The organism is Streptomyces sp. NPDC004126 (assembly GCF_050275515.1).
In the GTDB taxonomy this organism is placed as follows: Bacteria; Actinomycetota; Actinomycetes; order Streptomycetales; family Streptomycetaceae; genus Streptomyces.
On the sequence record NZ_JBNNPF010000070.1, the window covers coordinates 1 to 14,281 of the forward strand.

General features: G+C 75.4%; 17 protein-coding genes. 14 read left to right on the top strand and 3 right to left on the bottom strand.

Annotated elements, in window-relative coordinates; translation table 11 throughout:
- Positions 1 to 91: 91 nt before the first annotated feature.
- Positions 92 to 1,066 carry a DUF1648 domain-containing protein gene (locus ACQKM2_RS36790; RefSeq protein ID WP_427717548.1) on the bottom strand — a complete coding sequence of 325 codons (975 nt, stop codon included), beginning with the start codon at positions 1,064 to 1,066 and terminating at the stop codon, positions 92 to 94.
- The gene (locus tag ACQKM2_RS36795) at positions 1,063 to 1,410 is read right to left on the bottom strand and encodes a GntR family transcriptional regulator (RefSeq protein WP_427717550.1); all 348 of its coding nucleotides are present in this window, start codon (positions 1,408 to 1,410) and stop codon (positions 1,063 to 1,065) included. Before ACQKM2_RS36795 ends, ACQKM2_RS36790 begins: the two co-directional genes overlap by 4 nt.
- A gap of 74 nt (positions 1,411 to 1,484) precedes the next feature.
- On the opposite strand from ACQKM2_RS36795, the gene ACQKM2_RS36800 reads away from it, so the two are divergent.
- From ACQKM2_RS36800 to ACQKM2_RS36860, 13 genes are all read left to right on the top strand, one after another.
- On the top strand, positions 1,485 to 2,282 hold the full coding sequence (locus ACQKM2_RS36800) for a crotonase/enoyl-CoA hydratase family protein (protein WP_427717553.1): 798 nt from the start codon (positions 1,485 to 1,487) through the stop codon (positions 2,280 to 2,282).
- A gap of 135 nt (positions 2,283 to 2,417) precedes the next feature.
- A complete protein-coding gene (locus tag ACQKM2_RS36805; protein ID WP_427717555.1) occupies positions 2,418 to 3,371 on the top strand; it encodes an NmrA/HSCARG family protein in 954 nt (317 codons plus the stop codon).
- A 395-nt stretch (positions 3,372 to 3,766) separates the two neighbouring features.
- A complete protein-coding gene (locus ACQKM2_RS36810; protein WP_427717557.1) occupies positions 3,767 to 4,177 on the top strand; it encodes an STAS domain-containing protein in 411 nt (136 codons plus the stop codon).
- A 226-nt stretch (positions 4,178 to 4,403) separates the two neighbouring features.
- Complete coding sequence (locus ACQKM2_RS36815; RefSeq protein ID WP_042800396.1) at positions 4,404 to 5,171, top strand: GntR family transcriptional regulator; 768 nt, start codon at positions 4,404 to 4,406, stop codon at positions 5,169 to 5,171.
- Between the two features lie 70 nt (positions 5,172 to 5,241).
- Positions 5,242 to 5,469, top strand: a complete 228-nt coding sequence (locus tag ACQKM2_RS36820) for a 4Fe-4S dicluster domain-containing protein (RefSeq protein WP_125741086.1) — start codon at positions 5,242 to 5,244, stop codon at positions 5,467 to 5,469.
- 14 nt (positions 5,470 to 5,483) lie between these two features.
- Positions 5,484 to 6,836, top strand: coding sequence for an ABC transporter substrate-binding protein (locus ACQKM2_RS36825; protein WP_427717559.1), 1,353 nt, complete (start codon positions 5,484 to 5,486; stop codon positions 6,834 to 6,836).
- Positions 6,833 to 7,663 carry an ABC transporter permease gene (locus ACQKM2_RS36830; RefSeq protein WP_427717561.1) on the top strand — a complete coding sequence of 277 codons (831 nt, stop codon included), beginning with the start codon at positions 6,833 to 6,835 and terminating at the stop codon, positions 7,661 to 7,663. The genes ACQKM2_RS36825 and ACQKM2_RS36830 overlap by 4 nt, the downstream gene beginning before the upstream one ends.
- Positions 7,660 to 8,418 (top strand): ABC transporter ATP-binding protein, encoded by a 759-nt coding sequence (locus tag ACQKM2_RS36835; RefSeq protein WP_427717563.1) that lies wholly within the window; start codon positions 7,660 to 7,662, stop codon positions 8,416 to 8,418. The genes ACQKM2_RS36830 and ACQKM2_RS36835 overlap by 4 nt, the downstream gene beginning before the upstream one ends.
- Before the next feature lie 20 nt (positions 8,419 to 8,438).
- Positions 8,439 to 11,162 carry a fumarate reductase/succinate dehydrogenase flavoprotein subunit gene (locus ACQKM2_RS36840; RefSeq protein ID WP_427717609.1) on the top strand — a complete coding sequence of 908 codons (2,724 nt, stop codon included), beginning with the start codon at positions 8,439 to 8,441 and terminating at the stop codon, positions 11,160 to 11,162.
- 70 nt (positions 11,163 to 11,232) lie between these two features.
- The gene (locus ACQKM2_RS36845) at positions 11,233 to 12,027 is read left to right on the top strand and encodes a VOC family protein (RefSeq protein ID WP_427717566.1); all 795 of its coding nucleotides are present in this window, start codon (positions 11,233 to 11,235) and stop codon (positions 12,025 to 12,027) included.
- A gap of 53 nt (positions 12,028 to 12,080) precedes the next feature.
- Positions 12,081 to 12,701 carry a hypothetical protein gene (locus tag ACQKM2_RS36850; protein ID WP_427717568.1) on the top strand — a complete coding sequence of 207 codons (621 nt, stop codon included), beginning with the start codon at positions 12,081 to 12,083 and terminating at the stop codon, positions 12,699 to 12,701.
- Positions 12,702 to 12,824: 123 nt separating this feature from the next.
- Entirely contained in the window at positions 12,825 to 13,040 is a 216-nt protein-coding gene (locus ACQKM2_RS36855) for a hypothetical protein (protein WP_427717570.1), read from the top strand.
- Between the two features lie 129 nt (positions 13,041 to 13,169).
- The gene (locus ACQKM2_RS36860; protein WP_427717571.1) at positions 13,170 to 13,472 is read left to right on the top strand and encodes a hypothetical protein; all 303 of its coding nucleotides are present in this window, start codon (positions 13,170 to 13,172) and stop codon (positions 13,470 to 13,472) included.
- A 12-nt stretch (positions 13,473 to 13,484) separates the two neighbouring features.
- On the opposite strand, the gene ACQKM2_RS36865 is transcribed toward ACQKM2_RS36860, so the two are convergent.
- Positions 13,485 to 13,739 (bottom strand): hypothetical protein, encoded by a 255-nt coding sequence (locus ACQKM2_RS36865; RefSeq protein WP_427717573.1) that lies wholly within the window; start codon positions 13,737 to 13,739, stop codon positions 13,485 to 13,487.
- A 107-nt stretch (positions 13,740 to 13,846) separates the two neighbouring features.
- On the opposite strand from ACQKM2_RS36865, the gene ACQKM2_RS36870 reads away from it, so the two are divergent.
- Entirely contained in the window at positions 13,847 to 14,200 is a 354-nt protein-coding gene (locus tag ACQKM2_RS36870; RefSeq protein WP_427717575.1) for a VOC family protein, read from the top strand.
- Positions 14,201 to 14,281: the final 81 nt, after the last annotated feature.

Below are 14,281 nucleotides of genomic sequence, written 5' to 3' on the forward strand. Positions count from 1 at the left end.
GCGATCCGAAGCCCTACGTCTGGACCAGAACCGCGGACGAGATCCTCGAACGCCTCGCCAGCTATCTGAACAGAATTCCTGACTCGGAAGACTAGCGGGCCGCGCGTGCGATCAGGGAGTTCAGCAGGGCGGCGCCGCGTTCGGCGTCGCCGACGCTGACGGCGAAGTCGGCGCCCCGGCGGGGGTGGATGACCAGGCATTCGCCCGCCCGGAGCATCACCGTCGTCCCCTTGCCGCTGAGCCGGTACCCCCAGCCGCCCACCTGCGCGGGGGTCCGGTGCTCGGCTCGGGCCGACTCGATGTCCTCGGCGCGCCAGCGGCGGACCGGCAGGCCCAGGGGGCCGAAGGCCACTTCGAGGCCGCGCCCGCTGACGCGCGCCCGTACGGAGGAGCAGGCCAGGACGGTGACGGACGCGACCGCCAGGGGTGCGATGAGCGCCCAGGGCGGTGCGACCAGGCCCGCCACGGCGGCCAGTGCGGCGGCGAGCGCGCCGGCGCCGGTCAGGGCCGCGAGGGCCAGGAGCCAGGGGTTCGCCGTGCGGGAGAGCCATACGAGGGTCTCGCCGGACGGTATCTCCATGCTCGGCGCGGTTCCCGCCGGTCGGGGCGCCGGGGTGGAGCGGCGGCTCCGGAAAGCCAGCCGGCCGACCAGTCCCGCGACGGCCGCCAGCGCGACCGTCACGGCGACCCCGAGGTTCACCGGCCGCGCCTGGTGCCAGTCCGTCCGGTCCAGGTTCGCCCGGACGATCCAGGCCTGCGCGCCGACGAGGAAGACGGCTCCGGCCGGCAGGGCGACGTACACCGCCGCACCCCCGCGCGACCGTACGAGGGTGACGGTCAGCAGCGCGAGGGCCGCCCAGACGAGCGCCGGGAACAGGGCGGCGGCCCACAGCGGCATCGAGCCGTCGGGCGCGCCGGAACCCCCGCTCCAGTGGGTCGCGAGCCGGTCCGGCAGCCGGCCGCTCGCCGCCCAGGACAGTGCGACGAGCGCGGCGGACGGCCCCGCCACCCAGATCGCGCCGGTCCACCACCGGCCCCTTCCGTTCACACCCTCCACGCCGTTCACGGCAACCCCCTGATCATTTCTATGAGATCGGTCCTGCTGTACCCCGAGTGCGCCGCGTCGGCGACGAGTTCGCGTACCCGGTCGAGCAGCGCCGACCGCCGGTCCGCCCCGGCGGCCACGGTCACGCCCCGTCCCCGACGGAACTCCAGCACGCCCTCGTCGCGCAGGGCCCGCAGGCCGCGCAGGACCGTGTTGGTGTTGACCCCCAGGGCCAGGGAGAGGTCCCGTGCGGAGGGGAGGCGGTCCCCCGGGCCGCACTCGCCGTCGGCGACGGCGCGCCGGATCGCGCCGGCGACCTGCTCGTGCAGCGGCCGGCCGTCCGAGGTGTTCAGTCTCAGCAGCATGGTGCCAATGACAGTAGCACCATTGGCTTCATCGGCTCTGGCCGTCCGGCCTCCGGCCGCGTGAGAATGCCGCCATGACGAATCCCCCTGCCGACCCCGCCGCCCCCGCCGTCCGTGTCGAGCGCGACGGCCCCGTGACCACCGTGGTGCTGTCGCGGCCCGCCGCCCGCAACGCCGTGGACGGGCCGACGGCCGCCCTGCTGGCCGACGCGTTCCGGGCGTTCGAGGCCGACGAGGGTGCCTCCGTCGCGGTGCTGTGGGGCGAGGGCGGGACGTTCTGCGCGGGCGCCGACCTCAAGGCCGTCGGCACGGGGCGCGGGAACCGGGTCGAGCCCGACGGCGACGGCCCGATGGGGCCGACGCGGCTGCGGCTGACCAAGCCGGTCATCGCGGCCGTCGCCGGGCACGCGGTGGCCGGCGGGCTGGAACTCGCCCTGTGGTGCGACCTGCGCGTGGCCGAGGAGGACGCGGTCTTCGGGGTGTTCTGCCGCCGGTGGGGGGTGCCGCTGATCGACGGGGGCACGGTCCGGCTGCCGCGGCTGATCGGCGAGAGCCGGGCGATGGACCTGATCCTGACGGGCCGTCCGGTGCCCGCCGCCGAGGCCTGCGCGATGGGGCTCGCCAACCGCCTCGTACCGCATGGGCGGGCCCGGGAGGCGGCGGAGGAACTGGCCCGGGAGATCGCCGGGTTCCCCCAGCTGTGCCTGCGCCACGACCGGCTGTCCGTACGGGAGCAGCACGGGCTGCCCGAGTCCGAGGCGCTGGCGGCCGAGCTGCGGCACGGCATGGTCCCGCTGGAGGCGGGCGAGACCGGCGCCGGCGCGGCGCGCTTCGCGTCCGGGGCGGGCCGGCACGGCTCGTTCACCGGCTGACCCCGGACGTCGGGGCGCGGCCATACGGGCGGGCCCGGCGTGTGGCGCCGGCCGCTCCGGCCCGCCACCCGTAGGTTTCGCAGCACGGACGTCCCCGCGGGGGCGCGGCACGCGTGCGGGAGTGGGTGACCGGCGATGACCGGGAAGCGGATGACCGGGAAGCGGACGATCACGGTGTTCGGCGCGACCGGGCAGCAGGGGGGCTCCCTGGCCCGGTCCGTCCTGGAGGACCGGGGCGGCGACTTCGCGGTGCGCGCCGTGACGCGCGACCCGGGCTCGGACCGGGCGCGGGAGCTGGAGCGGCTCGGGGCGGAGGTGGTGGCGGCCGACCTGGACGACGAGGCGAGCCTGGGGCCCGCGCTCGAAGGGGCGTACGGGGCGTACCTGGTGACCAACTTCTGGGAGGACATGGACGCCGCGCACGAGAAGCGGCAGGCGGCGGCCCTCGCCCGGGCGGCCGGCCACGCGGGCGTGCAGCACGCGATCTGGTCCACGCTGGAGGACACCCGCCACTGCATTCCGGTCGACGACGACCGGATGCCGACGCTCCAGGGGCAGTACAAGGTGCCGCACTTCGACGGCAAGGCGGAGGCGGACCAGTACTTCCTCGACGCGGGCGTGCCCGTCACCTTCCTGCGGACCACGTTCTACTGGGAGAACCTGCTGGGCGCCTTCGCGCCGCAGAAGGCGGAGGACGGCAGCCTGGAGCTGGTCTTCCCGATGGGTGAGAAGCGGCTCTCCGGCATCGCCGTCGACGACATCGGCAAGACCGCGCACGCCCTCTTCAAGGGCGGCGCGGACTACGTCGCCGCCACCATCAGCATCGCCGGGGAGCACCTGCGGCTCGCGGACATGGCCGCGGCCATGACCGCGTCCCTGGGCAGGCCGGTCCGCTACCGGCCCCTGACCCCGGACGCGTTCCGGGCGCTCGGCTTCCCCGGCGCCGACGAGGCCGGCAACATGTTCCAGTTCTACGCGGACTGCGAGGCCTCCTTCACCGGCGCCCGGGACCTGGACGCCGTCCGCCGCATCAACCCGGCCCTGCAGGACTTCGCCACCTGGCTGGCCGCCCACCGCGACCGGTTCTGACCGGGCCGGGAGCGGGCGTGCCGACGGAGGAGCCGGCGGTCCGCACCGGCCGGTCCGGCGGCCTCGCGGACGTGACCGTCCGCCGGGCGGCGGTTCCCCCTGGCACACGACGGCGGGAAGTCCCGTCCCGTGCCCGGACGGGCAAGCCGGCCGGCGCCTGCACGTCAGTGTCCCGGCCCCGGAACCGGCCGGGGCACCACGACCCCGGCGGCCGTCCGGCCGCCCGTCGGCGCCGGCCGGTTCAGGGGCCGCGCCGCCGCCCGGCCCGTCCTGAGCGAAACCTGACAAAACGCTGCCCCGACGTCAGCGAGCCTCTTACCCGCTCCGCCCGGCGCCACGCCAGGATGGGGCCCCGCGGGCCCGTCGTCCGCGCGGGTGATGGAAAGGGGAACGTATTGATCACCACCGACGTCGAGTACCGCGGCACCACCGTCCTGGTCAGCGCCGGCGGAGAACTCGACGAGGAGTCGGGCCAGATCCTGCGGCAGGCGCTGGAGCACGTCCACCCCGGCGAGCGGGTCCTCATGGTCGATCTGCACGGGGTCCCGATCATGACCGCGGGCGGTCTGCTGCACCTCCTGGACCTGCACCGGCGCGCCGAGGACCGGGGCCTGCGGGTCCTGGTCGTCGGCTGGCAGCCGCAGCCCCGGGAGCTGATGGCACGGATCGCGGGCCTGCCCGGCCCCGCGTCGGCCACCGCCGACCGGTACGCGACGCCGGGCTTCCGCCGGCTGCTCGCGGAACGCGCGCAGCGCACGCGCGAGTTCACGGATTCCGGTTCGGAGCGGGTGCCGGCCGGCGGGTGAGCCGCCTCCCGTCTCCGGCCGCCCGCCGCCCGGCGCGGCTGCCGGAAGGGGCGGCGGGCCGCTGTTCGCATCGTGGCCGCGGTGCGTTCCACATGGTGGGCGCGGTAGTGGCGGATCTTGCCACCTCTCCGAAGAAACAGCAGGTCAGAGCCGTACACATGCGGCGTCAGGTGGCGCAATACTGCGGCAACACCACCTGGTGGGCTCTCCCGGTACGTTCCTTGCCATGCCAGCCGAACCCGCCCCCGCCGCCCGCCCGGTCGCCGCCGCGCGCCGCCGACGGCTGCGTGCGGACCAGGCGCGGCAGCTCGCCGACCTGCTGCGCCACCAGATCCTGGCGGGCGGCTTCCCCGGCGGGGTGCTGCCCCTGGAGGACGTCATCGCCGCCGACTACCGGGCCAGCCGCAACACGGTCCGGCAGGCCCTGGACCTGCTGCGCGGTGAGCAGCTGGTCGCCCGGCAGCCCGGGGTGGGCACGGTGGTGGTGTGCGAGAAGTACCCGCACGGACTGGACCGCCTCCAGGGCCTGGCCGAGACCCTGCACGAGCACGGCCGGGTCACCAACGAGGTCCGGACCGTCGGGCCCGTGACCGCCCCCGGCCCGGTCGCCCACCGGCTGGGCCTGCCCGAGCACACCGACGTGCTCTGTATCGAGCGGCTGCGCCGGCTGAACGGACTGCCGCTGTCCCTGGACCTGTCCTACCTGCCCATGGACGTGGGCGGTGAACTGCTCGGCTGCGACCTGGAGAACACGGACGTGTTCCGCCTCCTGGAGGCGCTGACCGGGGGTCCGCTGGGGCACGCGGAGATCACGCTGGAGGCCGTCAACGCCGACGCGCACTCCGCCGCCGTGCTCCAGGCTCCGCGCGGGGCCGCCGTGCTGATGCTGGAGCGGCTGACGTGCCTGCCCGACGGGCGGCCGGTGGACCTGGAGTTCATCCGCTTCCGCGGCGACCGCATCACCATGAGCGGCGTGCTGCGCCGCTCCCTCTGAGCACGTCCCCTTCCCTTCCCTTCCCTTCCCCCTCCCCCGTTCCCCGCCTGCGCGGGTCCTTGGAGAAGCCATGCCCCTCGTCCCCCAGCGCGCCGACGTGCCCGTGACCATCGACGAGTCCAAGTGCATCGACGGCTGCACGCTCTGCGTCGACATGTGTCCGCTCGACTCGCTCGCGATCCGCGAGGACAACGGCAAGGCGTACATGCACGTCGACGAGTGCTGGTACTGCGGCCCGTGCGCGGCGCGCTGTCCCACCGGCGCGGTCACCGTCAACATGCCCTACCTGCTCCGATGAAAGGCCCCGCCCCGATGAGCCGCAGATCCGTCCGCACCGCCGTCCCGCTCGCCCTGCTCCTCCCCCTGGCCGCCGCCTGCGGTGGCGGTGACGGCGGCGGCACGGCGGGCGGCAGCCCGTCGAAGACGGTCACCGTGACCGTCGGCTACCAGTCCAAGACCATCAACACGGTCACCGCCGGCACCCTGCTGCGCTCCCTCGGCTACTTCGAGGAGGAGCTCGCGGCGCGCGGGAAGAAGGAGGGGGTGGCGTACAAGGTCGACTGGCAGGACTACGCGACGGGCGCCCCCATCACCGCGCAGATGACCGCCGGCAAGATCGACATCGGTTCGATGGGCGACTTCCCGCTGCTCCTCAACGCCGCCCGGGGCAAGGAGCTGAAGCAGCCGACCTCACTGGTCTCCGTCACCGGCTACAACCTGCGCGGCGGCCTCAACACCGTGGTGACCGCCCCGGACTCGAAGCTGGAGTCGCTGGCCGACCTGCGCGGCAAGAAGGTGTCCACGAGCGTGGGCTCGGCCGCCGACGGGACCCTCGTCCGGGCCCTCCAGCGCGCCGGGATCGACCCCGACAAGGGCATCCAGAAGCTCAACCAGCAGCCCAGCGTGGGCGCTTCGGCCCTCCAGGCCGGCAGCGCGGACGCCCTCTCCCAGTTCGTGGCCTGGCCCGGCCAGCTGGCCTTCGAGGGCCGGGCCAAAGCCCTGTACGACGGCGCGGAGCTGAACCTGCCGACCTTCCACGGGGTCACCGTCCGGCAGAAGTTCGCCGGTGAACGGCCGGGCGTGATCGACGACTTCCTCAAGGCGCAGCGCCGCGCCACCGACTACCTGCGGGAGCGGCCGGTGGCGGCCGCCGAGGCGGTGGCCAAGGAGACCGGGCTGCCCGCCGAGGTGGTCTACCTCTACAACGGCGCGAACGGCATCGCCACCTTCGACCCGGAGCTGCGCCCCGAGCTGATCGCGGCGCTGAAGGAGGACGTGCCGGTGCTGAAGGGCGCCGGGCTGGTGGGCGACGTCGACGTCGACGCCTTCGTCGATCCGGCGCCGCTGAAGCGGGCCGTCCAGGGGCCGGGGTACCCGAAGGCGGGCGCCGCGAAGTCCGAGCTGTGGGTGAAGGGGCAGGCCACCACCGCCTCCTTCGACAGCCCCAAGGAGCTGCTGAAGGCCGCCAAGGGAGCCGACGTACGGGCCGCGTACGTACCGGACGCGGTGACCGGCACCCTGTGGTTCGCCGACAAGGCCGTGTGGGTCGCGGACGGCACCGAGCCTCGCGCCTTCCTCACCGCGGCCGGCGCGAAGGCGTACGTCGGGCAGCACCCGGGCGCCCGCGTCATCGGCTACCAGGACGCCGTGGGCCTGGCCTCATGAGCGCGGGCCGCTGGCTGCTGCGGGCCGCCTCGCTGGCCGCGGCCCTCGGACTGTGGCAGCTGCTGACCTCGCTGGACGTGAACCTGTGGCTGCGCTTCGAGCAGTTCCCGACGGTCGGCGAGGTGGCCTCCGCCTTCGCCGACCGGGTCGGCACCGGACCGTACTGGCAGGACCTGGGCCACAGCCTGCGCCGGATCGCGGCGGGCTTCGTACTGGCCGCCGTGCTGGGGGTGGCGGTCGGCACGGCGGTGGCCCGCTCCCGGTGGGCGGCCGACCTGCTGGGCCCGCTGGTGGAGGTGGTGCGTCCGGTGCCGGCCATCGCCCTGGTGCCGGTCGCCATCCTGCTGCTGCCGACCAACGAGCAGGGCATCGTGTTCATCACCTTCGCCGCCGCCTTCTTCCCCGTGACCGTTTCGACCCGGCACGCGGTCCGCGCCCTCACCCCCGTCTGGGAGGAGGCCGTGCTGACCATGGGCGGCGGACGGGCGCGGGTGTTGTTCTCGGTGGTGCTGCCCGGCGCCCTGCCCGGCATCTTCGGCGGCCTGTCGGTGGGCATCGGCGTCTCGTGGATCTGTGTGATCTCCGCGGAGATGATCTCCGGCGAGTACGGGGTGGGCTACCGGACCTGGCAGGACTACACGGTCGTCGACTACCCCGGAGTGTTCGTCGGCATGGCCACCATCGGCGCCCTCGGCTGGCTCACCTCCACCGCGGTGGAGCTGCTCGGCCGCCGCGCCACCGCCTGGCTGCCCCGCCCGGCCGCCCGCACCGGCGGCCGCGCGGCGGCGCCCCGTACCGCCGTTCCCCGGAAGGAGCCGGTCGCATGAGCACCACCGCCCCGCCCGTCGCCCCGCCCGCCCCGGCCGGCACCGAACTCGCCCTGGAGGACGTACGGCTGGGGCATCCCGGCGGCGCCGTCCTGCCGGGCACCGTCACCCTGCGGATCGCCCCGGGCGAGCTGCTGACCGTGGTCGGGCCCTCCGGCTGCGGGAAGTCCACCCTGCTGCGCACCCTCGCCGGGCTGCTGCCCGCACAGGGCGGGCGGGTCACCCAGGGCGGCGAGACCGTGACCCGGCCCGCCTCCGACCGGGCGCTCGTCTTCCAGCACGACGCCCTGCTGCCCTGGCGCAGCGTCCGCGCCAACGTGGAACTGCCCCTGGCCATCCGGCGGGTGCCCCGCGCCGAGCGGCGCCGGTCGGCGGCCGACTGGCTGGAGCGGGTGGGGCTGGCCGAGCACGCCCACAAGCTGCCGCACCAGCTGTCCGGCGGGCAGCGCCAGCGCGTCCAGCTGGCCCGCGCGCTGGCCGGCCGGCCGCGGGCGGTCCTGATGGACGAGCCCTTCGGCGCGCTGGACGCCCGCACCCGTGCCGAGATGCAGGACCTGCTGGTGGACATCCTCGCGGGCACCGGCGCGACCGTCGTCTTCGTCACCCACGACGTGGACGAGGCGCTGCACCTCGGCGACCGGGTGGCGCTGCTCGGCTCCGGCCGGGTCCTCGACGTGCCGCACCCGCGCCGGCGCGACGCGCAGCACGCACCCGGCACGGCCGAACTGCGGCGCAGCATCCTCGAATTCCTCTGAAAGGCACCCCCGTGGACACCCTGGCCATCCCCTCCCCCGCCGACGCGACCGAGCTGTCCTGCGACGTCCTCGTCATCGGCGGCGGCACCGCCGGCACGATGGCCGCGCTGACCGCCGCCGGGCGCGGAGCGGACGTACTGCTGCTGGAGAAGGCGCACGTACGGCACTCCGGCGCCCTCGCCATGGGCATGGACGGCGTCAACAACGCGGTCGTCCCGGGCCGGGCGGAGCCGGACGACTACGTCGCCGAGATCACCCGCGCCAACGACGGGATCGTCGACCAGTCCACGGTCCGGCAGACCGCGACGCGCGGCTTCGACATGGTCCGGCGCCTGGAGTCGTACGGGGTGAAGTTCGAGAAGGACGAGCACGGCGAGTACGCGGTCCGCCAGGTCCACCGGTCCGGCTCGTACGTCCTGCCGATGCCGGAGGGCAAGGACGTCAAGAAGGTCCTCTACCGGCAGCTGCGGCGCCGTGAGATGCGGGAGCGGATCCGGATCGAGAACCGGGTGATGCCGGTCCGGGTGCTCACCCACCCGGAGGACGGCCGGGCCGTCGGCGCGGCCGGGTTCGACACCCGCACCGGGGCCTTCGTCACGGTACGGGCGGGCGCGGTGGTCCTCGCCACCGGGGCCTGCGGCAGGCTCGGGCTGCCGGCCTCCGGCTACCTGTACGGGACGTACGAGAACCCCACGAACGCGGGCGACGGCTACGCCATGGCCTACCACGCGGGGGCCGCCCTGACCGGGATCGAGTGCTTCCAGATCAACCCGCTGATCAAGGACTACAACGGGCCGGCCTGCGCGTACGTGGCGAACCCGTTCGGCGGCTACCAGGTCAACCGGCACGGCGAGCGGTTCGTGGAGTCGGACTACTGGTCGGGGCAGATGATGTCCGAGTTCGCGGCCGAACTCGCCTCCGACCGGGGGCCGGTGTACCTCAAGCTCAGCCATCTGCCGGAGGAGACCGTCTCCGCCGTCGAGTCGATCCTGCACAGCACCGAGCGGCCCACCCGCGGCACCTTCCACGAGGGCCGGGGCCACGACTACCGCACCCACGACATCGAGATGCACATCTCGGAGATCGGGCTGTGCGGCGGGCACTCCGCCTCCGGGGTGCGGGTCGACGACCACGCCCGCACCACCGTGCCCCGGCTGTACGCGGCCGGCGACCTGGCCTGCGTACCGCACAACTACATGATCGGCGCGTTCGTCTACGGGGACCTGGCCGGCGAGGACGCGGCGCAGTACCGGGCGTACGAGGGCGAGCTGCCGCGGGACCAGGTCGCCGCCGCCCACGAGCTGGTCTACCGGCCGCTCGGCAACCCGGACGGGCCGCCCCAGCCGCAGGTGGAGTACAAGCTGCGGCGGTTCGTCAACGACTACGTGGCACCGCCGAAGTCGGGGGCGAAGCTGTCCCTGGCCGTGGAGGCCTTCACCCGGATGTCGGGGGAGATCGCCGGGATGGGGGCGCGCACCGCGCACGAGCTGATGCGGTGCGCCGAGGTGTCCTTCATCCGGGACTGCGCGGAGATGGCCGCCCGGGCCTCGCTGGCCCGCACCGAGTCCCGGTGGGGGCTCTACCACGAGCGGATGGACCACCCGGAGCAGGACGACGCCGGCTGGCTGCACCACCTCGACCTGCGCAAGTCGGCGTCCGGGGCGATGGAGTTCACGGCGCGGCCGGTCGAGCCGTACACGGTGCCGGTGCCGGAGTTCACCCCGGTGGCGGGCCCGGAGCGGTGGCTCGGCGAGGTCGAGCTGGTCCCGGTGGCGACGGCTGGGCCGCGGGAGGCCGCTCCGGCGGCGCGGCCCGGCGGCCGGGACGCGGCGGGGCGGGCCCCGGCCGCGGGGGCCGGCCCCGCGCCGAGCCCCGCCCTGCTGCGGCTGCTCGCGCTGGCCGAGGAGGCGCCCGACCTGGCGGCGCTGCGCCCGTTCCTGGCCGACGCGGACGCCGGGGTGCGGGCGGCCGCCGTGGCGGTGCTCGCCGAGACCGTGCCGGGCGGGGCCGGGCCCGCGCTCGCCGGGTGCCTGCGGGACCCCGCGCCGGAGGTGCGGGCCGCGGCGGCGGGTGCGCTGCGCGAGCTGGTGGAGGTGCTGCCCGCGGAGCCGGAGCTGGGCGCCGGGCTGCGGGCGGCGCTGGCCTCGGAGGATCCGGCCGTGCGGGCCGCCGCGCTGGAGGTGCTGCGGGCACTGCGGCTGGGCGGCGCCGGGGTGTACGCGGCCGCGCTCGCCGACGCGGTGATCGAGGTGCGCATCGCCGCCGTCCGGGCCCTGGTCTCGGTGGATGCCGTGCCGGAGCTGGCGGCGGCGGCCGCGGACCCCGCCCGCGAGGTCCGGGTCGCGGTGGCGCGGGGCCTCGCGGCCGTCCACGACCCGGCCCCGGGTCCGCTGGACCCGCTGCTCGACGACGCCGACCCGCTGGTGCGGGGCGCGGCGCTGGCGGCGCTGGCCGCCACCGGCTGCCCGCCCGGGTACGCCGCGCTGGCCGGGGCGGCGCTGGGCGACCCGGCGTGGCAGGTGCGGGCCGGGGCCGCGACGGCCCTGCGGGCGGCCGCGCCGGGGCCGGCCGTCCCGGCCCTGGCGAAGGCCCTGGACGACGCCAACGCGGACGTCCGCAAGGCGGCCGTACTGTCCCTGCTCCGCCACCGGGACGACGACCCCGGGGCCCGGACCGCGCTGGCCTCCGCCACGGCCGACCCCGACGCGGACGTCCGCGCGTACGCCGCCCGCGCGGGGGCCTGACGGCCGACGGGCGGGGGCCGGGGTCCGGTGCCAGGCTGAGGAGCCAGCGGACCCGTGAAAGGCCGGTGCCATGATCACCACCGACTACGTCCCCGGCTCCCCCTGCTGGCTCGACCTCGGCACCCCGGACGTCGCGTCGGCCGCGGCCTTCTACGGCGCCGTGTTCGGGTGGTCGTTCGCGTCCATGGGCGGCATGGAGGGCGGGGTGTTCCGCAGGGACGGGAAGGCCGTCGCCGGGCTCGGCAGGCTCACCGAGCAGGGCGCGCGGTCGGCGTGGATGATCTACTACAGCGTCACCGACGCGGACGCCGTCACCCGGGCCGTCCAGGCCGCGGGCGGCACCGTCCGGGTGGCTCCGATGACGTTGGACGACGCGGGCCGGATGGCGCAGTACAGCGACCCCCAGGGCGGCCAGTTCGCCGTCTGGGAGCCGGGCACGGACCGGGGCGCCGAGCTCGTGGACGAGCCGGGCTCGCTGTGCTGGACCGAGCTGTTCACGAGCGACGCGGCGGCCGCGCGGGAGTTCTACGGCGGGGTCCTCGGCTGGCGCTTCAGCGACATGGAGCTGCCGGGCGGCGCGGGCACGTACGCGCTCATCACCCCGGCGGGCCTGCCGGAGGAGCGGATGCACGGCGGCCTGATGCGCCTGGACGGGGAGCACCTCGCGCTCACGCGGGGCCGCCCGTACTGGCACCCGGTGTTCGCCGTCGCCGACTGCGACGCGGCGGTGGGGGCGGTCACCGGGCACGGCGGCAGCACGCGGACGGGCCCGGAGGACGTGGAGGGCATCGGCCGGCTCGCGGTCTGCCTCGACCCGTGGAACGCCGAATTCGTGGTCCTCGCCCCGGCGGCGGGCGAGGGCTGAGCGGCCGGAAAACCGTGCGGGGCAGGGGCGCCGTGCTGCCTATGCTGCGGCCCATGGGACTGGACCTCACGCTGTTCATGGCGGACTGGGCACGGCTGGGCGCCTTCCCCGTCGGGGAGCAGGCCGACGCGCTCGGGGACGCGGTGTGGGCGCGGGACCCCGAGGAGGACGGCACCTGCTGGGAGGACCTGCCCGCCGGGTGGCACTGGCCTCCGGGGCCGGATCCGGACTGGTGCGCCGAGTACCGGTTCTTCGGCACCACCGGGTCCGAGGGCTTCCACTCCGACGCGGGCCGGGGGTGGGCCGACATGCGCCCGCTGGTCGACCCGTCGGTGCGCGCGGACCTGGACGTCTTCCTCGGCGGTCTGCTGTGGGGTGCGGACCCGGCGCGGGAGCCGGCGCTGGGCGGCGGCGACGGGGTGTTCCCGCCGCTCCCCGGCGGCCGGTCGGGGGTCCTGCTCGTCAGCCCGCCCGGGGCGGTGGCGGAGCGGGCCGCCGCGTGGGGGCGGGTGGGGTCCCGGCTGGAGGCACTGCGCGGGGCGTTCGCCGCCGAGTGCGTCGGCTGGGCCTGCCGTCCGCAGGTCTTCGAGGAGTTCACGGCGCTGCTCGGCGAGTGGGGCGAGGTGACCGGCGAGGCGGCCCGTCGCGGCTGGGGCCTGGTGGGCCTGCCGTAGGGGGCGGGGACGGCGGCGCCGTTCGGGGCAGTGGCGGGCCGCGCCTGCCCGGGGCGGCGGGCCGGGCCGCGCATGCTGGGCGCGGGCCGGTACCGGGCCCTCCCCCAGCGACAAGGAGTACGAATGTCCTCGGACGTGGTGGAACGCTTCCTGGCCGCTCTCGACCCGGCCCACCGGGAGGCCGTGGGCGGGCTGCCGCGCGCGGAGCAGGAGCGGCTCGCCGGCGAGTGGGAACGGGAGCTGGAGCAGGACACCGACCTCGACACGCTGGACGAGCTGTCGCCGCCGGCCGCCGAGCACGAGGCCGCCCGCCGGGTGGTGGAGCGGCCGGCGGAATAGCCGGGCCGGTGGAGCCCCCGTCTTAAAAATGGGGTGATATGCATGCATATATCCCACCCAGGCCGGGTATCACGCCAGCCCGAACCCACCGAGGTCCCGTAGCGGTACGGGACGGCTCCTGGAGGCCTGATGACCTGGGCATCATGGACCACCCGCGGCGTCTTCGCCGGACGCGGCGGCGTGCGGACCGCCGAGTCGGTGCTGCTGACCGGCGAGCTCGACGTCCACACCACCTGGACCGAGGCCGACGGCCTCGCCCACGTCGCCGTCCAGCACAGCGGCGCGACGGAGTGGCTCACCCTTGCGGGCAGCCCGGCCCCGTGTCCGAGCGAACCGGCGAGCCGCGCCCTGCACGACGCCGTGCTGCTGGCCGTACGCGCCGGCGGCGAGGCCACGCTCCCGCATCCCGACATCACGGCCCCGGCGGGCTGACCGCGCGATCCCTCAGAGCCGGACGCCGTCGCCCTGGACGACGTCCGGGAAGTCCTGGCCCCAGCCCGACCCGACCGCGGAGCTGCCGCCCGGCCAGTCGGGCAGCCAGGTGTCGAAGCCGCCGGGCCAGTCGGAGGACGAGGCCACGGGAGGGGCCATGCATGTGGCGCAGTCGGCGGCCGAGGCCACCGGGGCGGTCACGGCCGCCAGGGCTGCCGACAGGACGGCGGTGGCCGCGCGGGCGAGGAGGGGCTTCATGGGCTTCATGGGCGCCATGGTCGCAGCGGGGCGGGGTGGAAGACAGGCTTCAGGCCGAGCGGGCCGGTCGTGCGCGGTGGCGGCCCGGCGGGCCGGCGCACTGGCAGGATGACCGCATGGAACGCGTACTCGGCATCGGTGGATACTTCCTGCGCGCCGCAGACCCGGCGGCGCTCGGCGCGTGGTACCGGGACCGCCTGGGGCTGGACGCCGACGAGCACGGCCTGTGGAGCCAGCAGGCGGGGCCGACGGTGTTCGCGGCCTTCGAGTCGGGGACCGACTACTTCGGCTCGCGCACGCAGCAGACCATGCTGAACTTCCGCGTCCGCGACCTGGACGCGATGCTCGCGCAGCTGCGCGCCAAGGGCGCGGACGTGGCGGAGGAGACCCAGGAGATGGACGGGGTCGGCCGGTTCGGCTGGGTCACCGATCCGGAGGGCAACCGGATCGAGTTGTGGCAGCCCGCGTGAGGTCCGGGGCGGTTGGCGCCGATTTGGGATTTTCTATGGCGTATCAAAAGGCAGCCTAGGGAACTGCCGATTCCGTCCTGT